Source organism: Comamonas sp. Z1 (assembly GCF_008121555.1).
Classification (GTDB): Bacteria; Pseudomonadota; Gammaproteobacteria; order Burkholderiales; family Burkholderiaceae_C; genus Comamonas; species Comamonas thiooxydans.
The window spans coordinates 83,213-107,240 of record NZ_VOQT01000012.1; the positions used below are offsets into that span (position 1 = coordinate 83,213).

Genomic DNA, 24,028 nt, shown 5'->3' on the forward strand with positions numbered 1-24,028 from the left:
GAAGCCCGCTCGATGGCGGGCTGTGTGGCGGTGAGCTGGGTGTCAGCGGCGCTTGGCTTTTTTGCGCGCCGCCGCCAACTCGGTACCCATTTGCTTGGTAAAGCGGCGCTCGTTGTTGATGATGGTTTGAAGCTGGCTGGCCAATCGACGACTGCGGGCGGCCTCGCTGCTGGCCAGGGCCAGCGCCTCGGCCGAAGCGCGCAACTGGCGGTCTTTGCCTTCCACAGTGACCTGCATTTCGTCCAGTTCGACGTTCAGGCGCTCGATGTCAGCCCGCGCCTGGGCCAGCTCTGCCTGGCTCTGCTGCAGCTGCGGCTGAGCGATTCGGGAGATCCAGCTCAAGACTTTTTCAGTGAGGCTGGCGCTGGGGAGGGGTTTACTGGGGTTGCTTGCTGTCATTGCTATTTGCAGGCCTTTGCTTTCTTGTCGAGGCCTGGCCTTTGTTGATTGATGGAATCAGCCCTTCGCACGGGCAGGCTGTTGAGAAGAGAGCGCCATCCTCCATTGCGAGGCATACAGGTATGCGCGCATGCGTTCGGTGATCACCCAGCGGCGCAGGTTCAGCTCGGCGGCCAGGGCGGTTGTGGCCCAGCCTCCGAACGGATCTGCCACCAGCTGCCCAGGCTCGGAGGCAAAGCGCACCACATGCTCAGCCAGCGCCAGCGGCATCGTTGCCCCGTGGATGGGGATGCCTTCGGCCTTGGCCCAGGCGCGCAGGGCGGTCTGGCTCGGGCAGTTGTGGGGCACGGTGATCAGATTGCGGGGGATGCGGCCCGCTGTCTGGGCGCCGAATGCACCCGCCCGGCGCCGGTTGGCGCCATCGGCAAACACAGCCGCGGTCTTGGTGCCGCCGCTGGCGATCAGCCGTGCATGCTTTTCCGAATGGGGCTGCAGCACACGGCGGTTATCGGCAAAGCAGGCCTGCGGGTCGTTGGAAAACCAGTAGATGGGCTCCCATGCGGTGTTGACCTGCACCCGGCGCTTGCTGGCCCAGGCCACGGGGCCCGGTGCTTTGCTGGGGTTGTGCCAGATCCACTCGTCCATCTTGTGCAGGCCCAGGCGCTCATGCAGCGCCAGCACCAGCCTTTCGCGGTAGAGGGATCGTGCGGGGCTGCCCGTCTCGAAGATGTCATTCGACACGCTCAGGAACAGGCTGCCGCCGCTGGCCAGCCGCGCGACAACCGGCTCCAGGCAGGTGCAGAGCCAGTCCACGTACTCAGCACGCTCGGGCCCGCCGTAGTCGCGCTGGCGTGCCAGCGGGTAGGGCGGGCTGGTCAGCACCAGATGCACGGGTTCATCGAGGCGGCTGAAGGCGTCCTTGCAGTCCGCCCACAAGGCCATGCCCAGTTCGGTGCTGAATCCAAGCTGCATCAGTCCTGGCGCGCAGGGCTCCAGATCCTGCTGGCGCTGCTCGATGGTGCGGCGGCCTGCAGCCGTGGGCCGCCAGACCCCGCGCTTGCCGGCCACCGGCTCCAGCAAGCCCAGGCGTTTGAGGGTCTGCTGATACCAGCGAACCCGGCGCTTGAGAGGGCTGTGCGGCTGACCCGCGGTGCCTACCGGTTGCCGCTCGGCCCAGGCCTCAGCCTTGATTCCCAAGTCTCGGCCCAAGCGCTCGTAGGCTTGGGCGTTGACCTGTGCACCCGCTTCATAGGCGTTGAGCACTCCGAAAAGGCTCAGTTGCATGATGAGCCTCCTTGAGTCTCGGTTTCGGGAAGAAGGCCAAGACGCCCGCTCAGGATAGCGGCCTTGATGGTGTTTAGCTCCCAGCTGTAGGTGCTGGCATCCGCATAGATGCGCAGTCCCTTGCGGTAGTCGTGCTTCTTGCGCTTGATGAATGCTTCTGCAGCTGCCTTGGTGAAATGCTGATTCAGCGTCTCCCATCGGGTTGTCACATACAGCAGTGAGTAGTCGGGCAGGCACTCTTTCAGGGCTTGCTCTTGCTCGTACTCGTCAGAGTCCATAAAAGACCCGTCGCATGCTTTGTCGAGCTTTGCCTTGGTTTCGTCGCAGCAGCCTTCATAGAAATCAGGCACTGGCTCTGAATGCTCGCAGCCGTCAAAGATCACCGGGTCACCGCCGTAGCCTTCTGGCACCAGTTGCTCCACGGCCTGCTGCACCAGAAACACAGCGTCGGCCGTGTGATGGTCGCGGACGCCTTCGCCCACACAGTCATGGCGCAGGCGAGCTACGAAGTCGGCCCATGTCTCGGGGGTCAGTTCAGCGCCCTGTGCCAGTGTTGTTGCCTGGGTCATGCTTGCCACCGCTCCTTCATTTCGCACAGGTGGCGGGTCGCCGCTGCCTCAATGGTGTCGGCCACCGCCGCTCGGGCTGTCCGCTCCAGGCCGGGCAGGAAGTCGGCGCGCTTGGCTTCCAGCAGGTGCAGCCCTGCAATCAGGTCAGGGTGCAGCTCCAAATAGTCCAGCGATGGATCGAGGATCTCATTGCGGGCATAGCAGATGACATGGCACATGCCTCCCAGCACACGGCCATAGAAATTGGGGGCGGTACGCAGCAGCTTTGCAAGGCTGTTGTAGAGCGCCTGCAGGTGGCGCGGGTCGTCTTCATCGAAGTTAATCCAATCGCCATCCTCGTCCTGAGGCTCCAGAAGGGCGCGCAAACTGCGGGGGCCTTCCGTTTCCCATGGGCCACCAAAGCGGCCATCAATGGAACTCAAAACCCAGTGCAGTTCGTCAGCGGCGTCAATATCACGGGCGCTTGGCTTTGCCATTTTCATGACGGGGCTCCTTTGGTGCTGGGCCGGTGGCCCGGTTGTATGCATCCCATAGCTGCTGGCCATCGGCGCAGCGCGCCTGCTTGCCGCCGGATAAGCCGGCAGCGCAGCAGGTATCGCAGTTGAAGTGGTGGGCTATGTAGGCCTTGTCTTCTGGCAGGCCTACCGTGCTGGCGCTGGTAGTCAAGAAAGACTGCCTGTAATGCCGTAGGCAATCCGCTGCAGATGATTCGGGCGAGTGCCTTCTGGGCAGATGGCAATATTTGCTTCCAAGCCATCCAGAGAGCAGCGCGCCCCTTGGGTGTCATAGCCTGGCTCCAGACCGAGAAACTGGAATTTCTGGCCGCAGTCTGCACATTGAATGCGAACCTCAGCGTTAAATCCGGTGATGGCGCCGCCTGGCTTGTCCTCAAGGCGTGCAACGCCCACAGTTGCCGCGAAATTCATGTGAACGCATGTCATGCGAGTCTCCAAAAAGTGAACCCCGCGTGGTAGCGGGGTTGCTTGTCAGGCTTGAGGGATTTCGTCCCAGGTGCGGCCGTCGAGTAGGCGGCCAGCGGCCTTCTTGCCGACGCGGGCTGCACATACGCCGTCCGGCCAGTCGTAGAACTCAGGGTTCGCGGGGCCGTGCGGGCCTGCAGCTGGGAACGACAGCTTCACCGTGTCTCCATCTTTTTCGCCCGGCATCCACTCGCCCCACTGCTTAAATAGAAAGTCGGTGCCGGCGTCTTCGCACTGATCGCGGAGGCTGCGTGCCCAGTCGGGATGCATGGGGCGGGCGCCGGGCCCGGACTCGCCGCCGACGATCACCCAGTCCAGCATCGCCACACTTCCATGACGGAGTGATGCAGCACATATATATGGGTCTGCCAGTTCCTTCCATGTTCCTTTGCAGACTTCTTTCTCAGCCAGGTCGCAGGCATGCTCCAAGTCCACCGGGGCCAGCAGCGGCTCCATGCTCAGGAAGCGCACCTTGGCAGGCACGGCCAGCAGCTTGGGGATGTCGCGGTCTGCCTCTTCCTGATTCACTACTGTGGCCCCGATCCACACATTGGGCAGCGGCATCATGTCCAGCAGGCTCAGGTCTGGGTCACTGCCGTGGGCCAGATCGGCAAGCATGGGCTTCACGTTGCCTATGCGCTTGGTCAGCAGCAGCCAGTCAAGGTGCGGCGTTTTCAAGATCAGGCCAAACAGGTCAATGCGCCAGCTCGGGTTTACCGCGTTGTCGAACACATCGGCCAGAGATGCGCAGAACACGCGCTGACGGCGGCCGTGCTCTGCAAAGAAAGCCTCGTGGTTCGCGTTCCATGTCAGAGGCTTATTCCAGTAGCCTGCGCTGGTCATGCGCCGCGGTGCACCTGGCCCCCAGTTCACTGCCTGCCCACCGGCGAAGCGGGCATTGCGGGTTTCGGCGTAGCAGTTGTCGCAGCCAGGCCCCACCTTCTGGCAGCCTTCCCATGGGTTAAACGTGTGGTCTGTCCACTCGATCTTGGTGTTTTCGGCCATGCGGCCCTCCAGAAATGAACAACCCCGCTCGAGGCGGGGCTGGTGTTGGGGCTACTCGGGGAAGAGGTTGCGGGGCGGTGGCATGATGACCTTTGCCCAGGCATAAGGGGAGAAGAGGTAGGACTTGCTGAAAGTCGGCTCCCCTTCGTGATTCCAGTTCTTGCCGTCCCAGTGCAGCGTGTGCGTCTGCTCGCCTTCGTCGGTTTCGACGGCGCAGAGGTAGTCCATGGGTTCGGGCGGCTGGGTGTCGGTGCCCGTCCACTGGATAGCTTGGTGTGCAGTGCAGGTCTGGTGCATGCTTTCAATTTCCGTAAAAAGAAAGCCCGCTTTGCTGCGGGCTGTGCTGGTCTTCGATTTCGCGCCAGAAGTCACTGTCTTGGTCGTCCTCGGCGTCGTGGCTGGATTGGTTGACCGCATCCGCCTCAGCGCGCTTGTCACGCTGGGTTCTGGCTCGCTTGCTCATTGGGATCTCTCTTGCTTCTTGTGATGCCTGCATACAGCAGGATTGCGCCATAGGCGGTGAGTGGTAGCTTGCGTTTGTCCGTGTCTGGCATGCCGAACGCACCCAGAGTTACGCACACAGCCAGGCTGCACTGGGCCGCCAGCTTCAGGCGGTCTAGGACTCGTCCGGGCATGGATCGGCATCCTTTGTGAGCAGTTGCTCTGCTGTGGCCACACCCAGCATTGACAGCCATTCGCCCAGCACAACGCGCAGAATGGCGTCGCGGTGCTCACCCAGGTTATCTATGGGTTGCTTGCCTCTGGCTGCATCCACAAAGAAGGAGACAGGGATCACATGAACCTTATCCGCGTGGGTGGTGAAGGTCAGGTGGGGCCGGTGGTCGTCAAGCTGGATGACTTTGGCAGACGGCGGCGCAGGGTCGGGGATCGCAGCTGGCGCTGGTACGCTGCTGCAGCAAGCCGTAACCCCGGGTATCCCGCCGCAGTTGGGGCAATGCCAGTAACTCATGGTTGCTCCGCCTCTACCAGCTGATTGAAATGCCTGATCATTCCTATGGCTTCCAGTTCAGAGCGGGTGAGTCTATGAACAGAGCCCAGGGCATGGTCAATCACGACCTTCCGCTTCTGCCAAGCGACTTCATCTAGCCGACCAAGCTGCAGGCGCGGCGCGATTCTTAGGTCATTCCGTCCTATATGTTTAGCCAGGGAGGATGGGTAGTAGGTGCTATTTGTGCACCAGACGAAGATGGCAGCGGCAGGGGCTTTCAACATCTGCCGGGTTGTCAGCCCGGTTTGCCGATTGAAATCAGCTGCCGTCATGCGTTTCTGAGGCGCGTCGAGCGGCCTCAGCGCCCAGCACCCAATTCATGCCCAGAGCCGTCTGCACTGCGTCAAGGGCTCTGCCTGCTGCAACGGTGCCATGCTGGCGCGTGTCCATGGCGTAATGGAAATCACGAACCGCTTGTGCGACCTTTCCCAATTTTTCCGCGCCTTTGTCTTCATCCAGAAGCTCAAGCAGCGGCAGCCCGCCATGCTTCCTGCATTCGTCATCCAGCAGGCCAGCGATGTCGCACAGCATGGCCTGCTTGGCAGCCCCATGCTCTCCGTTCAGTGCTACGTCAATGCCTCGCACCAGGCGGTGTACGTCTTCTGCGCAGATCCAATGGCCAATCGTTGGGTCAGATTGGACTTGTGCTGGCCGTGCTTTGGCGGTGGAGAGCAGCAGGCGGGCAAACTGCCGATAGCCCCAGGACTTCAAAAAGCCGCTGGCGCCATCGGGCATTTGGTTGAACACTGCATCGATCTCAAGATCTGTCAGCGTTGTGGGCTCAGGCTGGTGTTCTTGTTCCATGCTTTGATCGTCCTTAGCGGTTTCGTCCGCGCTTGTTGGTTTCATCTTTCCACTGGGCGCGCCTCCGGCTGCCCGTGTCCCATGGGGAAGGTTTAGGCTCTGGCCCGGGGGTGAGCGCATGTTTCAGCCCTCGAACTTCGCGGGAGGCATCCGCTGTCACGACTGGTACGCTGGCAGCGAGCAACGCTTGCGCCACCAGCCGTGCATGCCTTCCGCCTCCGATAACGACAACTCTTTGAGGGCGTGTCACTTGCTCTTCTCCTTGCCTGCATCACCGCAAAGGTCGCAGAGATACAGGCATTCTTTTTGGGATCGCGGGTCACCTATGGGTTGCCCGCAGTTATGAGTGCAAACCTTTGATGCAGGATCAAATTCGGACAGTGCGACCGGATCGGCGCGGGGCCAAGGCACTGGTTCAGCCATTGCTCTGCTCTTTCTGGGCCTGTTCGTCCGGTGCTGCTGGCTCCGGCGCATCAGGAGGGGAGAACTCCCAGGAGCAAGCCACCGGCTCACGGTCTGCCGCGCCCCATTGGGTGGCAAGCCATCCTGCGCACAGCTTGTTTCGCCCATCTGCGTAGTGCTCGACATGGCATAAGAAGGGTTTCTGCTCAGACATGGCTTTGACCGCATCCATCATGGTCTGCAGGCAGCCGTTGGGCACAGTTCCAGCGCGAAAGGCGCACGACTTGCAGCGTTCATCAGGCTCGCCGTGGGCTTCGAGGTGCCTGATGACAGGCTCAACCAAGCTCACCAGCTGAGATCCGATAGCGCGCCCTTCAGGGCTTACGCGGTGGTGGTCATATTCCATAACTGCCTCCTTGGGTCTGGGCACGCTGTATGGCTCTGATGCCGCTTTCCCATTGGTCGATGTAACCGGCCATGTAGGCATGCTTCGCCCAAAGCGGCCATTGCTCTCGGTCTTGACCAAGCCACATGGCCTTACCCTGGGATCGCGCGCGCCGGCCCATGGCCACAAACCAGCGTTTGCCCGCGAGTCGTTTAGCCATGCTGCGCTCCGTCCGTGGTTGCTGGCAGATGCTTGGTTACCCAGCTGTGCATGTGCAGCCAGCGTTTTTTTGCGATGATCACTGGGTCAATCCTCACCCGAACCGAGCGCTCATGCGTCTTGTGCCCATAGGGCAGGAAGTGGTACGGCGGCATCGGCCCACAGATCACTACGTCGATCCATTCGTGAGTGTCGGTGCCTTCATCGTTCTCGTAGACAATCTCGCGCACCATTGCTGGTGCAATGTCGAATAGCGCGGCCACGGCATCCCAGTCATCTGGGTCAACAGCACGCATGTCCAGGCCTCTGGCAGAACCGAGAACCCCGAGCGTGCAAAACTCCCCGTCAGCCGTAACAAGAGATTCGCCAATCAGCACCTTCTGCGGCATGGACTCCAGTGCTGCAAGGGTTTCGCGCAGGGCCGCTTGACCGCGTTTCCCGTTGATAGCGCGCGCAACAGCCCCGCGCCAGAGACCACCCGTTCCGTCTTCGTCGTAGTCGTCGGTATATCCGCTTCGGCTCATGCTGGCCCCCCGTGCGCAGCCTGGGCGGCGCGCTGCGCGTAAAACTTGATTGCGTCCTTGCTCTGATTGAGCAAGGTTCGTTGCGTGAAACCATCTACTGGCGTGCCGCATGACCACTCGGGCGAAGCGGCACTAAGCCACTCGACGCGCTCCTTATGGTTTTGCAGGTCGGCGCGTTCGCGCTCTTGCTGAATTTGGAGTGCACTCACTACTGCTGCTCCTCTGCTGCCTGGGAGGTGATGCGGATGCGAACAAGGTCGAGCGCATCATCCTCATAACTCTCGCGGAATGCCTCTCCGATGGTTGGCACCCCAAAACCGTCAGAGCCAGACCCGTGCCCGGTCTGCGTCCATCGAGCATCTGCCTCGTTTTTGAAGAAAACGCCTTCTCCGCAAGGGGCGATCACACCCCAGAACTCGCGTGCATCCTGCGCAGCCGGGGGCGTAGCCTCCTGAGCGCGTGCCCACCATGCAGCCGGCCCATCCTCAGTGTCGAAGATGGCGACGAGATTCCATGCTTCACCGATGGGCGGCCGTGGTATCCAGGCGCTCCAGTTCTCAGCGTCGTTCATGGCGTCGTATTCGTCCATGGACAGATCGTCATCGGCCATGGTGTGCTTCATCTCTACACCCAGGGCGGCGAAGAATGCGCGCGGCTTCATGCCTTCATCCAGCAGCGGAAGCTCGGGATGCTCGGCAAAGCCCTGCTGATCGCGTACCAGCTCTCGCCCATCCAGTAGACGGTCACGCCATGGGTAATCAAGAACCAGTCTGGTAGTTGTAGCCAGCAGGGCGCGCAGCTTGGATTCGATGGCTTTCCATGCGGCGCGCTCTTTCGAGGCCCTGTCTTTCGCGCAATCAATTTCCTCTTGAGTGGCTTCAGAGTGGTGAGCGTCTATCTCTGCCTCTCCGCGCAAATGGGATTCCATGCCCCATTCATCCACCAGCCCCATCACTTCGCTGATGAGCGCATCAGCCTCAGGCAGCGCCACCGGCGCAGCTGCTGTAGTCAATGTCGGAAAATCCCACTTTGCCGAGGGGGCGGCAAGGGCGGCGCGGGAGTTTGTCCAGCTCTGCCAGAGTTGCTCAAGCTGAATGCTGTGGTAGTGCCCGGTTCCGCGCATAGCACGCTCAAAGCCTTCGTAACCCTCAAGAGTGGCCCACTCCTCAAACTCCTCACGCCCATCAGGCACTGCCACGGCAGCTGGCGCTGCCTGGGAACGGCCTTCGTCCAGACCTGCATGCCATGCGGCTTGTTCTGCAGAGGATGGCTCCTGAATTTGGTGCAGGCATTGAGGTGCTCGCGCTTTTTGAACCAGTGCTGCGAGGTCGTCAGCGATGGGCAATAGCTTGGCCAAGGCCTCTTGCTCGTCGAAATATGCCTGTGGCGGCAGATGGATAAGAGACTCGTGAGGCGGGGGGGTCTTGTCTTGCATACGGGCTCCCAAAATGAGTGAAGCCCGCGCGGTGGCGGGCTGGGTTCATGGCTCTCTTTGCTCAGGCATACATCCGAGCTTCGTGTTGAAAATTCCACCTTGCCAGCGCCGCTGCCATATATGGACTGACGCTGTTACCGATCATTCGCACCTGGGCGGTGGTCGTGAGCTTGATGCGCGGGATGTCCCGTGGATCGTCTACAGCCTGCACGCCATCCTTGAACAAGATCGCCGGGTCTGGGATCTCTTCAATCTGATAGCTGTCAGGAAAGCCCTGTGCACGCGCGAGCTCGCGGGGCTTGAGCATGCGAAGGGTGATGTCAACCAGCGCCCACCATTGGCCGCTGTGCCACATCAGCACAACGTCAGCGGCTTCTGGGAACTGCTCGGGCAGGTGCTCGCGCAGTAGGTCTGCGCACAGCTTGGCTCGCTCGGCGTGCTCAGGTGCCAGATGAGAGGCAGGTACCTTGGCGGTTTGCACCAGAGCCATGCGCGCCTTTGTGGGGACGGTATGCATGGGCTCGCTGCAGCTGCTGTCCTGACCGCCTTCGCTGTAATACTTGACAAGGCAAGCAGTTATCAAGCGCTGTTGGGTTCCGCTGGTGGTGATGGTCGAAAGCGGCTCGTCGGCCGGCCGACCATCCCCGTCATAGAAACCACCATAGGCCTGCTCCAGGCATACGGCTGCCAATGCACTCGTTGCGCCGCTGGCAGTGACGGTGTTCAGCGGCATTTCGATGTTGCGCGTGCCGTGGCTCCAACGCTTCCCACCCGCAGGCCCTTCGCCGTGGCCCATATCTACCAGATGTGCGGCGACCATCCCCATGGTGATCCCGGTACTGGGGCGCTTGGGCTTCCCGCCTGCCGTGACGGTGGGCAAGGGCTCATCCAGCGAACTACCGACAGCACCCGTGTTGAACTTGGTGATGTGGGCAGCAGCCAGGGCGTGGTGGCGACCGCCTGCGGAAACCGTTGACAAGGGCGATTGAACGCTGTGGCCGCCTAGGTGCTGCTCGCTCGTGCCACGCAGAGGCACGATGATCTGCGCGGCGCCGTCCACTGGTTTCAATGGTTGCAGCTCAGGTGTAACTACAGAGAAATGGCCACCCTTGACCTGGGCGCATACCGTGCGCAGCGGCTGGTCGGCCGGCATGGTGCGTTGGTTGCTGCCATTGGCGTGCTCATTGATAAACGGAGCGAGCACAGGAGCCGCGAGTGCCCCTTGAGATCCCTGGCTTGTCACAGTCCAATATGGGGCGTTCACATCGCGGATACGCGGCTCTTGTCCCTCGCGTTCACCGTTGCGGGTGTTCACGATGAAGGGCGTAGCTGTATTCAGCACATGGCGGAACACTCCCTTTGCTACCCGGCGCAGTGTGTTGGTCACGAGATCGCGCTTGCGGCCGAAGATGCTTTCAGCGGGCAGGTCGAAGTCAATGCACTGTGCAGCAGTGCGATGGGCAGCCAGCAAGCCAGCAATAACTCTGTGATCTGTGGGCGCTGCATGAGAAGGGTCGCCCCAGTGAATGGGTATGCCGTCACGGCGCGCAACAAGGAACAGGCGCTTGCGAATGGTGGGTGCCCCCTGATCGCAGGCGCGCAGCTCGCGCCATTCCACGCTGTATCCGTGGGCGCGCAGCTGACGCTCAAAGGACTTGAAGGTGCGGCCTTTCTTTTTGGGATCTGGTCGGGCATTGCCGTTGGCATCCACCACCAGGGGGCCCCAGTCTTGGAACTCTTCGACGTTCTCCAGCATCATGATGCGTGGCTTGGTCTTTGCGATCCAGCGCAGCCCCACCCAGGCCAGGCCGCGTATCTTCTTGGAAACTGGTGTGCCGCCTTTGGCCTTGCTGAAATGCTTGCAATCCGGCGAGAGCCAGACAAGGCCGACAGGTCGATTGCCGGTCACTGAAATGGGGTCAACCTCCCAGACACTCTCGCACAGGTGCTTGGTGTAAGGGTGATTGATCGCATGCATGGCCAGCGCTTCGGGGTCATGGTTGATGGCGATATCGACGGGACGCCCAAAGGCCCATTCAAGACCTTTGCTGGTGCCACCTCCGCCAGCGAAGTTGTCAATGATCAACTCACGCCCAAGATCCAGCGGCAGAGTGAAGTCGTCGCGCTTCATCGTGTCTCCAAAAAAGACAAAGCCCGCTCTGTGGCGGGCTTGAAGTTGAAATGGGATATGGGTTTATTGGCCGGCAGACTGCGGCGGCGCAATGATCTGGAAGGCCGAGCGGTCTTTGTCGCGTATCCAAGCCGGGGGCTTGCCGCGACCTGTCCATGTGCTGCCCGTGCTCGGGTCGCGGTACTTGGGCGCGACCTTGGCGGGCTGGCGCTGGGTGTGCGGACTGCTGCTTTTCGAGAAAATATCAACCTCTGTGAGGTCATATGCATCGCGCAGGCCTTTGACGGTCACGATGGCGTCCAGACGCAGGCGCGAGTATTCCTCGGCAATGCGTTTTTCCAGCACGTCGCGCTGGGAAAGCAACTCTTGATAGCTACTCATTTTTTAGATCTTTCGTGTTGGTCGGTTATTCGGCTGCCATGAGGATGGCTTGCAGGTCACCGCGCTCGATGTCGCTGGCGTAGGGCTTCAGTTCTGCTGCCGTGTACTTGCCGGCATGTACGGTGTCGGTGGTGTAGCCGCTGTAATTGGGGCGGAAATAGGCATCGCCCTTCCTGATCAGATAGAGAGGCTCGGGCGCTGGCCACAAGATCCCCTTGAGCACCTCGGCACGCTTGAAATCCATGGCTTTGATGGCTTTGCCCATCAAGTCCTCCAGGCGTTGGCGGCGCAGGCGATCGTTCTTCTTGATGCGAGGGTCGCCAGGGCACCTCACGTACAACTCGCTATTGCACTTGCGTGCCCAATCCCATTTCCCTGTCACCAGATCCCACATGCCGCCATCGCAATAGGCAATGCCGGTGCCCATGCGCCCGTGGTGATCGTAGAAGTAGACGCGCATGCCGTTCTGCAACTGGTGGCCGTCCGCTGATGTGCTGTGGTAGCTGTCAGGTTCTTCAAGCCAGTCCTGATCCCTTTTTCCAGTGACGCGATCTATCGCAGTGATCGTCAGCGGCTTGGGGTTGTTGGTGCGCTTCACCGTCTCGAATGCGTAACCGCTGAAAACAGCGCATAGGTAGTCACGAATGCGCCGGCGCGTGCGCTCCATTTCAAGCCGGATAACGTAGGGCATGCGCTTTTCCTTGTCGAAGTCGTAGCGCCCGCCGTTGCGGTTCTTGCTGGGGGTAACGTCCTGCCACATTTCAAATCTGATGACGCGACCACTTGTTTCTAGCCAGCCCTTGAGATCCCCTTTGTGGCAGATGCGGTAGTCACGGGCAAAGGCTTGGCCGTACTGCTTGATGTAGTCCTGCGGTATCTCGCAAGTCCAGCCCAGGCGATTGAGGGTCTGCACAATGCGAGCGAAGACCTGGCGCTTGAAAAGCACCTCCCACTCTTTCGCTGCTTTCCACTCTCTGGGGATACCTTCCTCCCAGATGCTGATGCTGGCGTCTCCGAAGTTGACGCTTCCCTCTCGTTGAATCTGTCCCTTTGGTGTGAGCATGTTCTTTCCTGACTTGCTTCTTAAAAAGGTGCCTCGCCCGGGGCACTATCGGTAGGCGCGTCTTTGGGGCCTGTGGTGCTGGCCGGAACTTTCAGCGCGGCGGGCAGATCGCCCAGGCCGGAGCGTCCTTCGCCGCCCAAGGCTTCAATCAGGTCGGGGATCAGGTGCGACAGTTCACCAGTGGCAATGGCCACATCGGTGTCGAACCCGCCATCGTCCTGGCTGTTGCCATCCATCACGGCATCGAGCAGGCAGATCTTCTTGAGCTGCAGGCCGTCCGTCAGTTCAAAGCTCACCCGGTCGTCCCAGGTCATGGCCAGCCGGGTTGGCAGCTTGCCGTGCTGTACGTGCTCGCGGATCTGGTCAATGTCCAGAGGATGGCGCGCGTAGCGAACGATGGCCTTGGATTCGTCAGCCGCTTTCAGCTCGCAGGCGCGGTCGATGGAAAAACCTGCGGGAGGCTCCTGCGTCATCAGCCAGTGCGCCATGGCAGCCTGCGGACTGGTCTGCGTATCCAGCAGGGCTAGGGCAAAGCCGGGCAGGCCTTCGACCAACAGCGTCACCACTTCATCGGCGCGGCCTTGGGCGCAGGTATCGAGCACCAGGGTGTGCGCCTGCGGGTCGATCCAGACCCACATGCTGCTTTGCTGGGTGAAGGCCATGGGCAGCAGGTCAAGCTTGGCCTCGTCCTTGAGATCGCGCTTTTCCTTCCTACCAGGCTTGCGGCCCTCGGTCTTTTCGATGTGCTCGGCCTTTTCATTGACCTTGCGGTTGAGGACGTTAGCGGGAAGCAGCTTTGACTCGCTCTTAAAGCGAAGCATCCACTGACCTGCCACGCTTTCTGCCAGTGGGCCGTGTTCTTCTCCGCGCGGCGGCACCCAGCCCACAGAGCGTTCCTGGGTCGCACCGCACTCTTCAAACACCGTCTTTTGCAGCGCTTCTTCCAGTACCTGCAGATCGCCTTGCCACGTTGGGACAATGCGATAGGTGGTCATGTTCTGTAGCATCCTGGGCTCCGAATAATGCGCGGGCCCGCGCTGGGCGGGCCTCTTGGGAAGGTTGGCTTAGGCGGCACGCAGGCCGTTGAGGGCTTGAATGCCCTTGGTGATATGGAAGATGGCCAACTGCTGCAGGTTCAGCGCTTCGGGCGACGCGGCTTCGATCTCGCCGGCCGAGCTCAAGAGCATCGCGGCCATGATGCGCTCGCTGTCTGCCTTGGTCTTGCCGCCGGGGGTGATGCCGCCCACTTGGTTCGCAACGTCCATGGCGATGCGGCCAGACATACTCATGGAAAAGGCGATTTCTGTTCGTGCCGAGCGCTTGCGGGCGGATTCGGGGAAGAGCATGTTCATCAGCGTGCAGGCCGGGCAATCACAGCTTTCACCATCACCGAGCGGCGGGGGTGCGGCGGTCTGAGGGCCATCAGCGCCGGGTACTGCTGGGGCACTGGCTTTATCGCAGTCTTCCTGCAGGGCCTTTTTGATTTCAGGAGGCGCACTTTCGAGCATGTCGTTGAGGAATGCGGCCAGCAGCTTGACGATGAAGTCTGGTTGGGAGGAAGGTTGGTTCACGGGTGGATCCTTATGGGCAACAAAGCAAAACCGGCATTGGGCCGGTTTTGGAAAAGAGGGGTTGGTCAGCGTCCGCTGGGCAAGTCGTACCAAGACCACTTGCCCTTGTTGGCAGGGTCAACGTAGCGCCAGGCGGGGTGTGTGCCTGTGGTTTCCTTGAGTTCATCCACCGAGTCCAAAGCGCATTGGCGCAGCTTCGCCAGGCCTTGAGTCATCTTGGGCGTCTTGTATTGGCGCGTCACAAACAGGGCATCGGTTGCGACCGTAGCCACGCCGGCAGCATTCATGCGCTGATAGTTCAGGCGCGCTGGTCGATACACGCCCTTGAGCTTTTCGACCACGGGTGCAGGAATGGGCAGCAGCTTGTATTCAGGGCCGAGCTTGCTCACGGTACCGAGCGGTGCGCCGCCGACAAAGACTGCTGCAGCAATCTGCCCAGCCTCGAGTGCCTTGAGCACGGCATCGCCGTTTTCGTGCGGCACCACCTGAAACGGGATCTCGGATTGCAGACGGATGACCTGGGCGGTGATCAGGGAGCCACCGGCTGCGCCTACCTTGCGCCCTGCCAGCGATGTGAGGTCAGTCAGCACTACCGCCTTTGCGCCAAAGCCCATCGTGCCGCCTTCCTTGAGCCCTGAGTTCACCGGAGCGACGATGTGCACCTGCTCGGGGTGCAGGGCCAGCAGCGTTTTGACATCGCCAAGATCTTCGGTGCGGGCGCGCAGCCAGAGCACATCGGACTGGGTGAATGCTGCGTTGACCTGATTGCCGACCAGCTGATTGATGTTGTCATTCGAGCCGGTGCTGGGGATTTCCACCACCGCCACATCACCAGCGCAGCGGGTGTTGAGCTGGCGCAGCATGGACGAGTAGGTGTCACCAGCTTTGCCGGTTGCGACACGCATCTGTGCCTGGGCTATAGGCAGCAGGGCTGTAGCGGCGAGGACTGCAGAGAGAATGATCTTCTTCATGGTGCTCCTTATGGAATGCGGAGGGATTGCATGGCGCTGTCATCAGCGGCGGGGGAGGCGGCTGCAGGTGCAGGGCTGGCGCTGGGCTGCTGGTACTCCAGCAAGACCCCGGCACCTACGACGCAGACCAGTAGCAACAGGGTTGCGATGATTCGATAGCTCATTGGCGTACTCTTTCTTGGATCTCGATCGCGCGAACGTCGATCGGTGGGGTGGCCGGGCTCGGCAGAGCCGGAGGCGCTTGCATGGCCAGGGCCGAATCCAGTTCCGCCAGAGCGCGATTCATGGACGACTGCACCGAGTCGAGCGATTCGGCAGCGAGCAGCTTGTTCATTTCATCGTCGGCCACAGAGCCGGAGAGCTTCTGCATGCGAATCGCGGCTTGGGCCACCTTCCACTTGTTGGAGGCCCGCGCGGTTGCCGCCTCAAACTCATCGGCATTGCGCTTGGCATCCGCGAGGCGCTGACGCTTGAGTTCCAGCAGCCGCTGCAGTCCCTTGAGCTGTTCGTCAAAGTCGGCGGCGTCGTCCGGCTGGTCGGTGCGTAGCGTCTTTACTTGATCCGCAAAGTTGCGCACCTCGGTGGCGAAGTTCGTCAGCTCTAGCTCGGCATCCTTGATACGGCCCCGGGCCTGCAGAGCGATGTTCTGCCGGGTTTCGATGGGGTTCTGCCGCGCTTCCTGCTTCAGGCCTTTGAGTTTCCAGTTGGCGAACTTCATGGAGAGCACTGGAGCACCATGCACGATGGCGAGCCCTAGCACCGAAGCCAGGGCAAGCCCGACGATGCCTTTCACAGCCAGGAAGACAAACGGAGCGATCAGGACAGCGCCAGCAAGGCCTATCCCCCATTTGGCCCAGGCGGCGATGCGGGCCTTGCGTTGTTCAGTAGTCAATGTAGTCATGCTGAAAACAGAAAAGGCCCGCTTTGTGGCGGGCCTGGGTTATCAAAAGTAATAGCAACAAGCGTTTTCAGGACTTGGGCTATTCGTGGTTTTAAGATCTTTTCAGGTCTGCCACATGCTCGAGCAGCTTGTCGCAAAGCTGGCGAAATCCTGCTGCTGCCATGTGTACAGCGCCACGCTCTCTGCGAATCGTGACGCCCAGGGCGGCAAGATTGGAGGCGTCTACCTTGATCACTTTCAGGCGAGCATTGAGCTGACCGAGGGTGATGGTTCCGCCCTGGCTGATCAGCTGTAGGAACTCGTCTTCGCTCAACTCGTTGAGGCCGAGTCCTGTCGGTATCGCTGGCGCTGCTGGATCGGTATGGGGTAGTGGAGCAGGGGAGCTGCTGGTCATAGTGTCCAAGGAGGATTGAGGCTCAAGAAGGCGACAGTCAAGACAGCAAGAATGCTGAAGCCGAGCCAGAGAAGCAAGGCCCAGCCGAGGCTGGGGGCGGGGGGAGCAGTCACGGCTTGCGGGCCATGGCCATGAAGAGGATGGCCACAGCGATCAAGGCCAGGGGCATAAGGTTGTCCATGCGGATCTAACCCTTAGCGTGTAGAGCCATGTCCAGTGCCGCGCGAAGCTGGTTGGCCGCGTACTGCTGCTGGGAAAACTGGCCTGTCCCGCCATCGGCAGCTTTAGAAGCTGGCACGAGCCCGCACTCAATGGCGGCTTGGATTGCGGCCTGCATTCTGGGTGCAGCCATCAGCATGGTGCGGATCTGATCGCCGGTCAGCCCGGTTTCCTCGCGCAGATTGAACATCTGTGCGATGAATTTGGCGTTTTCGCGTGCCGCGTCCTCGCCGCCTTCGGTGTCGGAGAAGCAGCCTGCAATCAACGAATGCAGGTTGGAGCCGAAGTCATGGGCGGCAACGGCCCAGCTCTGCTTGAAGGTTTGGCTCATGCGCGGCCCGGCTGGGCCTGCATTGAAAACAGGGGCTGCGCTCATTCTGTGGCACTCAGTCCGAGGCGGGCCCGGCAGAATGCAGCCGCGCCTTCCTTTGTAGAGTGGGCGATGCCGCGAGCGATCACTCGGTCATCCCAAAGGCTGACATCGAAGGTCACTTCTTCAAAGTAGTCCTTCTCAGTTGCTGCTTCGACATAGTAGGTTTCGCCGGACTGCATCAGGTGACTGATGCGGGTGTCCGCCAGTGAAAAACCGTTGATGGTGGCATCCTGGGGCTTGTGGCGATACTTGGTTTTTTCGTTCCAGAGGGGGTGCCCGTCTAGGCTGACCCAATCCGTGGAGCCTTCTTCCAGCTTCTGCCATTTCAGCCAAGCTCGCTTGGTCTGGCCGGAGTCCTTGGCATAGAGGAGCATTTCTTTGGCGTGTACGTGCGCGGTCATTTCGCCTGGTTCTTTCCTGATTCTTGGATGTGGGTGAGCTGACGGCGCAGGCGCTCGCAGCGTTCGTGGAACATTTCGACCGTCGCGGCTGCATGGTCGTAGGCGTTTTCGGCGCTTAGCAGCTCGCGCTCCGCTTCCTCGAGCTGGCGCTGCACGAGCACCTCAAGTGGGGGGATGCAGAAGGTGTAGCTCAAGCGTCTGAGCTTTTTCACGAGAGCGAACATGGTTCAGATCTCTTTCAGGCATTGCATTTCGGACTTGGAGATCCAATCAACGGCGTGGCCTGGAGGGCAGGCCTGCTGGGCCCCAAGCTCCGAGCGGGTCAGTGGGCCCTCAGCTGCTGCAGAGGCTTGGCTGCAAGCTGTGTTGGCCAGTGCCGCTGCAGCGCAGAGGAAAGCGGCGGCAAGGCGGGCGCAGCTTGAGTTCAGTCGTTGATTTCGCATGGTCAAGTCCAAAAAAATGCCCGCCCAGTAATGAAACGAGGCGGGCAAAAGTCAGCTACTGCTGACCCCACGATGACAAAAAAGGCCGGTCGCCAATACTGGCGAGTTCAGGACGAATTAAGGGAGGGAGGGAGGAGAAGCGCCCTGAGCCGGCACAAAAGGTAGACAGCACAGCTTTCCCTTGCCCGATGAGGGGCGAGCAGGGGAAATGCGCACTTTGGTTAAAAAAGTTGCTGTGCCATCTGGTGTGACCGCTGTTCGCCACCAACCAAGCAGGTCATGCTTGGCCGATGTTCCTAATTGCCGCCTGCTCGGGCCCATTCCCAAACAGACGTACCTGCTAGAGCGGTCACGCCAGATAGCCCTCGCTACTTTCCCGAGGTGGTCATTGATGCGCGCCTAAGACCGGCGCGTTCCTCTTGCAGTATTCCGGCCCAGCCCCCACGGGCCGGGCCATTGGGGTCGCGGGGCCGAACCGCGATTGCATCAAAAGCCGGTCTTGATACCGGCCCTGGCCTTTTTCGCCGCCAGGGCGGGCGCCGCAGGGCTACTTCTTCCACCAGCGTCGGAGCTTTTCCCTGAACGCACCCCAGGTGCGAAACTTGGAGCCAGCCCAGAAGCCTGCGGCGAAAGTGCAGCCGAGCGCTATGGCATCGACCAGCATGGCTTAGCCGTTGATCGCGGCGACAATCAGCTCTGCAGTCGAGCCGAAGGCTTCGGCTTCCGCCACGGTCTTCACATCCACAATGTCGTGCTGCGCGCCCTGGGCCTTGAGGTCGTCGTCCAGGGACTTCAGCCAGGCCGTTGCTGCAGAGTCCGAGCCCACCTGCACGAACAGGATGGTCAGGTCATCGTCGTTTTGCTGCTGGTTGGCCGTGTCGATGATCAGCTTCTTCACAGCGTCCTTGTTGTCGGGCACGCCATCGGTAAAGACCATGATGAAGTCCTTCTTGTCCGACTTGCCAGCCAGCTTCAGGGCTTCCTGCAGGGCTTCATACAGGGGGGTGGAGCTGACAGGGCGCATGCCCGCAAATGCGGCATCCAGCTTGTCGGGGGTGACGCCGTCATGTGCCTTGATGTCCACGCCGTTGAAGATCACCAGACCGATGCCGTCCGAGTCCAGCTTGTTCGTGTCGCGGCAGAACATGCCGAGTGTCTCCTGCACAGAATCCCAGCGCGAGCGACCTTTGACGTCTTCAGTGGTCATGGAGCCAGAGGCATCCACCACAGCGATGTAGTCGAATTCGGTCAGCTTTGCCAGTTGTTCAGGGGTGAGGGTCATATCGAGTTTCCAAAGATGCTGGAGAAAGAAGGCGCTCCAGCTTCGCCATAGAAAACAATGAAATCACCTTCAATCACTTATCTGGTAAGTGTTTGAAGCTATGAAATTTGAAACAAACGGGCAAAAAAAGAGAGGCCTAGGTAACGGCTTTGCCTAAAAGGCCTAGGGTGCGGTGGCGATCACGGCAGATGGTGAGCAGCGCCAGCGCTTCGTCTTCGCTCACGGACGTGCCTGCGGTGATCTCGTCCATTAAGCGCACTGCTTCTTCCAGCTCGGCTGGGGTTTGAACCTTGGCCAGGATCAGTGCCATTTCTGCAAACTTGTTCTGGCTTGTGGTCGAAATGCGCCGAGTGGCCTCGTGCAGTGCTTCCATAGGGCACTTGTTCTGACCAGTTGCGGTAAGCAGAATTGCGAAGCAGTCTGCTTGGTTGCGCACGGGCGCGGGAACCATCTGGCTCTCTGCTAGCAGCGATGCGCACTCCCTGATCAGTGATAAGTGCGACAGTGAGGGTGAACCATCCCCTGCGGTATTCGATGACTGCATTTTTCTGTGGTGGCGTTGAGTGATTGGAGCCTTTGCCGTTGCAAGGCCTTCAGTAGCCGCTCGGGGGCAGCCATGTTGTGGTGCCTCTCCAAAGAGAGGGGGTGCTGTCCTGCACCATCGCGGCGGTGGATTGGGCCAACTAGACCTAGCGCGCATGGCGCGTCGGTGTAGCCCACGGAGTCGAACCGTGTCCAATCCACCTGCGTGATGGCCCCGCTTAGCCCTGCGGGAGTGGGCAACGATCAGGGCTCGTATAGGCCCGAGGCAAACATTTCAATCTCCTTTCAACCTCAAGCCATCTGTCACAAGGCTTGAGGTTGAAGCCCGGATTACGCGCCGGGTCGCAGGGGCCGCTGGCCGCCCCAATGACGGCATCAATATGCCGCGCCGCTTTTTTGTTTCCCTTTGGTGTCATCCCGTCCGTTAGCTGCGCCACATAGGCGCAGCAGCATCAGCCTGCGAGGGCGGTGTTTCATTTGTCGGCTCTTGGATAGCTGGCGCTACCCCGTCACGGCCTCCCGCCTACGCTGCACATGCAAGCTGTGCTGTCCGTATCTTTTCCCAAGGCCCTTCACCGATTTAACGGACTGGCCACCGCGCGGAAATTCGCGGCGCGCTGCTGGCTCTCACCAGCCTGGGCCATGCCCCAGTGCGCAATTGACCCGGACGAATGCCCCACAGGTAGGGCAAGCAACATCGGGTGACGATTTTTTAAAGAGCGAAGCGGAGAGCATTTGCCCGCCGAACGGAAATGCATTTGCTTTTCTGATGTGGTGAATCTTGCCATAAGTGGAAAGAAAAATGCAAAAGAAGTCGATAGATTTTTTGAATAAAGAATCTCTCTTAATTAGAAATATCTTCAACATATGGAAAATTACTGTACGTATCATCAGTAGTAGAAACCACAATTGGTAAATAATTGTGTAGATAACTTCTGGAGACGTTAGTGGCCGGTGTATGGGATGTGGGAGAGGGCGGGGTGTTGGTTTGCAGGTGCGCTGAGGGCTTTTCGGCGCACGCGCTGGCGCTGGCTGCGCAGCAGCTGTGGCTGCACGGCGGTATTACTGGAAGAGCGTTTGCTTGGCTTTTAGAGTTGCCAGGTGTTCGTCTGTCGGAGTGGCAGAGACTCGAGCTGGCTGCGGTTTTGAGGGAGGCGCTGACCGCGAAAACGCTGCCCGGTGCAGTAGTTGTGCTTCCGGGGGATGAGGATTGGATGCGCCAGCAGGCCTGGTCTCTTGCGCGAGAGACAGGCGGGGTGCTGGGCGTCTTTGTGGAGAGAGACGAGGCCCAGGAGTGGGCCCGTCAGCAGGCGTTGGTCTTTATTGGTGAGTCCGTCTGGCGAGTTCGAGAACTTGCAAACACGTTGCATAGGCCTGTGTCGAGGCCCCCGGGTCTTTGATCTTGTCCAGCTGACGGGCAAGGAAGATTGCCTTGTCAGACAGGGGTTCGCCCTTGTCCGAAGGGGCGAAGTTGGGGTTCAGCAGCTCATGGATCTCCAGGCCAAAGGCCTTGGCAATCTTTTCAACCTTGTCTAGGCCAATTCCAAGGTCGGCATTCTGAAGTCGGGCTACGGTGCCCAGGCCAATTTCGGCGTCACGAGACAGGCGGCTGATGTTGATTTTTCCGTAGTGCTGCAACATCAGCTTTTCAACCGCTGTCCACAGCTGGCTTTTTGCGTCGGGTGTTGGGTTGGAATTCATGCCACAAATGATAAGACTTCCGTGTAATTTTCGTAAGTGGTAAGGACATTGCGGGCTGTAAGAGCTTGCCGCAAGTTGAAAATTGCTTTCCAGATATGGCAAGATATTAGGCATGAACGATCTCATGTCCGTTTTTGCCAAACTGCAAAAGCGAATCTCGAAACTTACTGGTGCCCAGGTCGATAAGCTGGCAGAACTGTCTGGCGTATCCGCGACCACGATTCACCGCGTCCGCTATAGCTACAAGAAGCCGCGCCTGGAGAACATTAGCGAGCTCCAGAAGCACATCGATGCCGCAGAACGTGCGCCCAAACGTCGCCCGCGCAAGAGCCAGCAGGTGGCAGCATGAGTGCGGCGCAGTCAGTCTGGGAGATCTCCCGCAAAGAAGCCAATACCGCGAAGCCCTCTGCAGTTGGGCGCGTCAAGCTCAACCAGCCTCCGCACTATGGTCGGATGAGCATGCAGAGTCAGTCGCGCGCTGACCTCCCAGCCGATGAGCTGGCGGCTCAGAAAGCCCGCAGCATTCTCAAATGCTCGCAGCTCTCAGCCCTGCAGCGTGGCAGGAGGGTTGTCGAGTGAGCCAGAACACACCGCACCCCGCGGCCAAGCCCGACATGCGCCGTCAATTGCTGGCAACAGCCCGCAGGCTTGGCGAGCAGGCAGCCCAAGCCGCACTGGATCGCACGGAGCAAGACGACCCCACGTTCAGCACGCGGGCTTATGAATTCATCGTTTCCTATGTGCGCGACCATGGCCCGGTGCCCGGTGAAGCGGTCACGTTGGCCGCGCGCTGCGCCGGTATCAAGCCGGCAAAGGATGACCGGGCTTTTGGCGCCGTGTATGCCAAGGCTCTGCGAGACGGAGCCATTCGGGTGGTGGACAGCACCAATCGCGTGCGGGGCCATGGCAGTGCGGGAGGTAAGGTTTATGGCCCAGTCTGAGCCACCGCAGCCGCTGACACCTGCAAATTGCGATCTGCAGGACTTTCCATTCATGCCTTTGGATGTGGCGCGCTTGCGTGACTCCGAATTGGCTTCCAACGAAACGCCTGATGCTTGCTGGGCTGCGGTTCTACTTTGGTCTGCGTCATGGCATCAGGTGCCTGCAGCCTCAATTCCAGACGATGAACTTTGGCTTGCAAAGCAGGCGGGCTACCAGCTGCGCGGAAAAATCGACAAGGCTTGGTTAAAAGTTCGTACCGGTGCATTGCGCGGCTGGGTGAAGTGCAGCGATGGTCGTCTGTATCACCCAGTCGTCGCAGAAAAGGCTCGCGACGCATGGCAGGCCAAGCAGCGGCAACGCTGGGGGACGGAATGCGCTCGCATCAAAAAGCACAACGAAAGGCATGGGACAAGCATTGCCCGGCCTACGTTTGATGAGTGGATTGCAGAAGGGTGTCCCCAGGGACAGCCGCTGTTTGTCCCTAGGGACACAACTGCGACAAATCAACGACAGTGCGGCATTGTCCCTAGTGAATTGGACTCCAAGAGACAGGGAGAGGGACAGGGACAGAGACAGGGAGATTCTTATTCCGTACCTGACGGTACGGACGGCGGCTCAGCGCCACCGGCGCCGGCAGCTCCGCCAGGCCCAGCTCAAAGCCCGAAGGAAAAGAGCCCCGAGGAAATGGCCAAGGTTGAGCTATGGCGCGCTGCAGTCTCTGTGCTGGAGCAGGGGGGGTGCCCTGAATCGCAGGCTCGGACGTTCATGGGGAAGCTGGTCAAAGACTACGGGCAGGACATTGTTCGCGATGCCGTGACCGCTGCTGTGGCTACCCAACCGGCAGATGCGCGGGAGTACTTGAAAGCCACCTGCTTACATGCAGCCGGTAAGCGAAAGCGTCCAAATCAGCAAGAGCAGCTGGAGGAGAGCAACCGACTGGCGGGCGAGCAATGGGAAGCGGAAATGCGCGCAAAGATGGCTGGAGGCGGCAATGCGTCTTGAAGACCTGACCAATTTCCGTTCGCTGGTGACTGATGCTTTGGCGTACTACGGCAAGGACTGCACGCCATTCGTGCTTAACGTCTGGTGGGCTGGTTGCAGCCGCTTCGACTACGAGCAGGTCGAGAAGGCGCTGCAAAAGCACGCCATGGATGCGCAGCGCGGGCAGTTCGCACCGAGGGTGGCCGACATAGTGCGCCTGCTGGAGGGCACCCACACTGACCGAGCAGCCATGGCCTGGTCGAAGGTGCATACCGCCATGAGCGATGTTGGCGCCTACACGGATGTGGTTTTTGACGATCCGGCGATTCATGCGGTCGTGGAAGACATGGGTGGATGGCCAAAAGTTTGCCGTTGGCCGCTGGGCGAGTTGAGCTATCTGCAGCACCGTTTCAGTGAGGCCTACCGTAGCTACGCGGCTCAGGAGCAATACCAGTTTCCGGCTCGCCTAGGTGGGGAGCGCTGCGCTGACATTGAGTTTGAGCGCAAGGGTTTGCCGCCGCCTATGCCGGTGCTGGTGGGTGATCCCCGCCGCGCGCAGGAGGTCTACAGGCTGGGCGGAGCAAGCAGCGCTGCTGGTGTTGGCTACACCGTGATGCAAGCGCTCTCGCTCGATGCTGGTCTGGTCAAAGCACTTCCCAAGCTGGTCTCGCCGGAGGCTGCTGATGACTGATTCCGCAGAAATCGTTGCTCAAGCA

34 protein-coding genes are annotated in these 24,028 nt (G+C 60.1%); 4 read left to right on the forward strand and 30 right to left on the reverse strand.

Translation table 11 applies throughout. The features are described from left to right. Positions 1-42: 42 nt before the first annotated feature. The 30 genes from FSY45_RS19275 to FSY45_RS19415 form a co-directional block, all read right to left on the reverse strand. The gene (locus tag FSY45_RS19275; protein ID WP_148748182.1) at positions 43-342 is read right to left on the reverse strand and encodes a hypothetical protein; all 300 of its coding nucleotides are present in this window, start codon (positions 340-342) and stop codon (positions 43-45) included. A 114-nt stretch (positions 343-456) separates the two neighbouring features. Further along, complete coding sequence (locus FSY45_RS19280; protein ID WP_148748183.1) at positions 457-1,683, reverse strand: site-specific DNA-methyltransferase; 1,227 nt, start codon at positions 1,681-1,683, stop codon at positions 457-459. Continuing rightward, complete coding sequence (locus FSY45_RS19285) at positions 1,674-2,252, reverse strand: hypothetical protein (protein ID WP_148748184.1); 579 nt, start codon at positions 2,250-2,252, stop codon at positions 1,674-1,676. Before FSY45_RS19285 ends, FSY45_RS19280 begins: the two co-directional genes overlap by 10 nt. Continuing rightward, positions 2,249-2,734, reverse strand: a complete 486-nt coding sequence (locus FSY45_RS19290; protein ID WP_148748185.1) for a hypothetical protein — start codon at positions 2,732-2,734, stop codon at positions 2,249-2,251. Before FSY45_RS19290 ends, FSY45_RS19285 begins: the two co-directional genes overlap by 4 nt. A 180-nt stretch (positions 2,735-2,914) precedes the next feature. After that, complete coding sequence (locus FSY45_RS19300; protein WP_222864861.1) at positions 2,915-3,178, reverse strand: hypothetical protein; 264 nt, start codon at positions 3,176-3,178, stop codon at positions 2,915-2,917. Between the two features lie 60 nt (positions 3,179-3,238). After that, the gene (locus FSY45_RS19305; RefSeq protein ID WP_148748187.1) at positions 3,239-4,237 is read right to left on the reverse strand and encodes a phage Gp37/Gp68 family protein; all 999 of its coding nucleotides are present in this window, start codon (positions 4,235-4,237) and stop codon (positions 3,239-3,241) included. A gap of 51 nt (positions 4,238-4,288) precedes the next feature. Beyond that, positions 4,289-4,534 (reverse strand): hypothetical protein, encoded by a 246-nt coding sequence (locus tag FSY45_RS19310; protein WP_148748188.1) that lies wholly within the window; start codon positions 4,532-4,534, stop codon positions 4,289-4,291. Positions 4,535-4,538: 4 nt separating this feature from the next. Then, positions 4,539-4,700, reverse strand: coding sequence for a hypothetical protein (locus FSY45_RS27885; protein WP_187427576.1), 162 nt, complete (start codon positions 4,698-4,700; stop codon positions 4,539-4,541). A 153-nt stretch (positions 4,701-4,853) separates the two neighbouring features. Then, entirely contained in the window at positions 4,854-5,207 is a 354-nt protein-coding gene (locus FSY45_RS19315) for a hypothetical protein (protein ID WP_148748189.1), read from the reverse strand. Between the two features lie 297 nt (positions 5,208-5,504). Beyond that, entirely contained in the window at positions 5,505-6,170 is a 666-nt protein-coding gene (locus tag FSY45_RS19320) for a hypothetical protein (protein WP_187427581.1), read from the reverse strand. Positions 6,171-6,465: 295 nt separating this feature from the next. Further along, the gene (locus tag FSY45_RS19325) at positions 6,466-6,858 is read right to left on the reverse strand and encodes a hypothetical protein (RefSeq protein WP_148748191.1); all 393 of its coding nucleotides are present in this window, start codon (positions 6,856-6,858) and stop codon (positions 6,466-6,468) included. Then, positions 6,848-7,057 (reverse strand): hypothetical protein, encoded by a 210-nt coding sequence (locus FSY45_RS19330; RefSeq protein WP_148748192.1) that lies wholly within the window; start codon positions 7,055-7,057, stop codon positions 6,848-6,850. Before FSY45_RS19330 ends, FSY45_RS19325 begins: the two co-directional genes overlap by 11 nt. After that, complete coding sequence (locus FSY45_RS19335; protein WP_148748193.1) at positions 7,050-7,580, reverse strand: hypothetical protein; 531 nt, start codon at positions 7,578-7,580, stop codon at positions 7,050-7,052. The genes FSY45_RS19330 and FSY45_RS19335 overlap by 8 nt, the downstream gene beginning before the upstream one ends. After that, positions 7,577-7,789 (reverse strand): hypothetical protein, encoded by a 213-nt coding sequence (locus FSY45_RS19340; RefSeq protein ID WP_148748194.1) that lies wholly within the window; start codon positions 7,787-7,789, stop codon positions 7,577-7,579. Before FSY45_RS19340 ends, FSY45_RS19335 begins: the two co-directional genes overlap by 4 nt. Beyond that, on the reverse strand, positions 7,789-9,015 hold the full coding sequence (locus FSY45_RS19345) for a hypothetical protein (protein ID WP_148748195.1): 1,227 nt from the start codon (positions 9,013-9,015) through the stop codon (positions 7,789-7,791). The genes FSY45_RS19340 and FSY45_RS19345 overlap by 1 nt, the downstream gene beginning before the upstream one ends. Positions 9,016-9,076: 61 nt before the next feature. Next, positions 9,077-11,146: a DNA cytosine methyltransferase gene (locus FSY45_RS19350; protein WP_148748196.1), complete on the reverse strand. Its 2,070-nt coding sequence runs from the start codon at positions 11,144-11,146 to the stop codon at positions 9,077-9,079. Between the two features lie 63 nt (positions 11,147-11,209). Continuing rightward, positions 11,210-11,527: an H-NS family nucleoid-associated regulatory protein gene (locus tag FSY45_RS19355; RefSeq protein WP_148748197.1), complete on the reverse strand. Its 318-nt coding sequence runs from the start codon at positions 11,525-11,527 to the stop codon at positions 11,210-11,212. Between the two features lie 25 nt (positions 11,528-11,552). Next, positions 11,553-12,590: a hypothetical protein gene (locus FSY45_RS19360; protein ID WP_148748198.1), complete on the reverse strand. Its 1,038-nt coding sequence runs from the start codon at positions 12,588-12,590 to the stop codon at positions 11,553-11,555. A 20-nt stretch (positions 12,591-12,610) separates the two neighbouring features. Beyond that, positions 12,611-13,597, reverse strand: coding sequence for a recombination-associated protein RdgC (locus tag FSY45_RS19365; protein ID WP_148748199.1), 987 nt, complete (start codon positions 13,595-13,597; stop codon positions 12,611-12,613). 57 nt (positions 13,598-13,654) lie between these two features. Then, complete coding sequence (locus tag FSY45_RS19370) at positions 13,655-14,161, reverse strand: hypothetical protein (protein ID WP_148748200.1); 507 nt, start codon at positions 14,159-14,161, stop codon at positions 13,655-13,657. A 65-nt stretch (positions 14,162-14,226) separates the two neighbouring features. Further along, positions 14,227-15,132, reverse strand: coding sequence for a TAXI family TRAP transporter solute-binding subunit (locus FSY45_RS19375; protein ID WP_148748201.1), 906 nt, complete (start codon positions 15,130-15,132; stop codon positions 14,227-14,229). An 8-nt stretch (positions 15,133-15,140) separates the two neighbouring features. Beyond that, positions 15,141-15,296 (reverse strand): hypothetical protein, encoded by a 156-nt coding sequence (locus FSY45_RS27890; RefSeq protein ID WP_187427577.1) that lies wholly within the window; start codon positions 15,294-15,296, stop codon positions 15,141-15,143. Continuing rightward, positions 15,293-16,024, reverse strand: a complete 732-nt coding sequence (locus tag FSY45_RS19380; protein WP_148748202.1) for a hypothetical protein — start codon at positions 16,022-16,024, stop codon at positions 15,293-15,295. The genes FSY45_RS27890 and FSY45_RS19380 overlap by 4 nt, the downstream gene beginning before the upstream one ends. A 100-nt stretch (positions 16,025-16,124) precedes the next feature. Next, on the reverse strand, positions 16,125-16,346 hold the full coding sequence (locus FSY45_RS19385) for a hypothetical protein (RefSeq protein ID WP_187427578.1): 222 nt from the start codon (positions 16,344-16,346) through the stop codon (positions 16,125-16,127). A gap of 268 nt (positions 16,347-16,614) precedes the next feature. After that, entirely contained in the window at positions 16,615-16,977 is a 363-nt protein-coding gene (locus FSY45_RS19390; RefSeq protein ID WP_148748204.1) for a hypothetical protein, read from the reverse strand. Between the two features lie 41 nt (positions 16,978-17,018). Continuing rightward, on the reverse strand, positions 17,019-17,420 hold the full coding sequence (locus FSY45_RS19395; protein WP_148748205.1) for a hypothetical protein: 402 nt from the start codon (positions 17,418-17,420) through the stop codon (positions 17,019-17,021). Continuing rightward, positions 17,417-17,644: a hypothetical protein gene (locus tag FSY45_RS19400; RefSeq protein WP_148748206.1), complete on the reverse strand. Its 228-nt coding sequence runs from the start codon at positions 17,642-17,644 to the stop codon at positions 17,417-17,419. Before FSY45_RS19400 ends, FSY45_RS19395 begins: the two co-directional genes overlap by 4 nt. Before the next feature lie 886 nt (positions 17,645-18,530). Continuing rightward, positions 18,531-19,145 (reverse strand): VWA domain-containing protein, encoded by a 615-nt coding sequence (locus tag FSY45_RS19405; protein WP_148748207.1) that lies wholly within the window; start codon positions 19,143-19,145, stop codon positions 18,531-18,533. A gap of 136 nt (positions 19,146-19,281) precedes the next feature. After that, on the reverse strand, positions 19,282-19,518 hold the full coding sequence (locus tag FSY45_RS19410) for a hypothetical protein (RefSeq protein WP_148748208.1): 237 nt from the start codon (positions 19,516-19,518) through the stop codon (positions 19,282-19,284). 1,490 nt (positions 19,519-21,008) lie between these two features. After that, positions 21,009-21,503: a helix-turn-helix transcriptional regulator gene (locus FSY45_RS19415; protein WP_187427579.1), complete on the reverse strand. Its 495-nt coding sequence runs from the start codon at positions 21,501-21,503 to the stop codon at positions 21,009-21,011. Between FSY45_RS19415 and FSY45_RS19420 the strand changes: the two genes are divergently transcribed. The 4 genes from FSY45_RS19420 (at position 21,502) to FSY45_RS19435 (ending at position 24,003) form a co-directional block, all read left to right on the forward strand. Beyond that, complete coding sequence (locus tag FSY45_RS19420) at positions 21,502-21,738, forward strand: hypothetical protein (RefSeq protein ID WP_148748210.1); 237 nt, start codon at positions 21,502-21,504, stop codon at positions 21,736-21,738. The genes FSY45_RS19415 and FSY45_RS19420 overlap by 2 nt on opposite strands. A gap of 226 nt (positions 21,739-21,964) precedes the next feature. Beyond that, the gene (locus FSY45_RS19425; RefSeq protein WP_148748211.1) at positions 21,965-22,330 is read left to right on the forward strand and encodes a hypothetical protein; all 366 of its coding nucleotides are present in this window, start codon (positions 21,965-21,967) and stop codon (positions 22,328-22,330) included. Beyond that, on the forward strand, positions 22,317-23,333 hold the full coding sequence (locus FSY45_RS19430; RefSeq protein WP_148748212.1) for a DUF1376 domain-containing protein: 1,017 nt from the start codon (positions 22,317-22,319) through the stop codon (positions 23,331-23,333). Before FSY45_RS19425 ends, FSY45_RS19430 begins: the two co-directional genes overlap by 14 nt. Further along, positions 23,323-24,003, forward strand: a complete 681-nt coding sequence (locus FSY45_RS19435) for a DUF6475 domain-containing protein (protein WP_148748213.1) — start codon at positions 23,323-23,325, stop codon at positions 24,001-24,003. Before FSY45_RS19430 ends, FSY45_RS19435 begins: the two co-directional genes overlap by 11 nt. Positions 24,004-24,028: the final 25 nt, after the last annotated feature.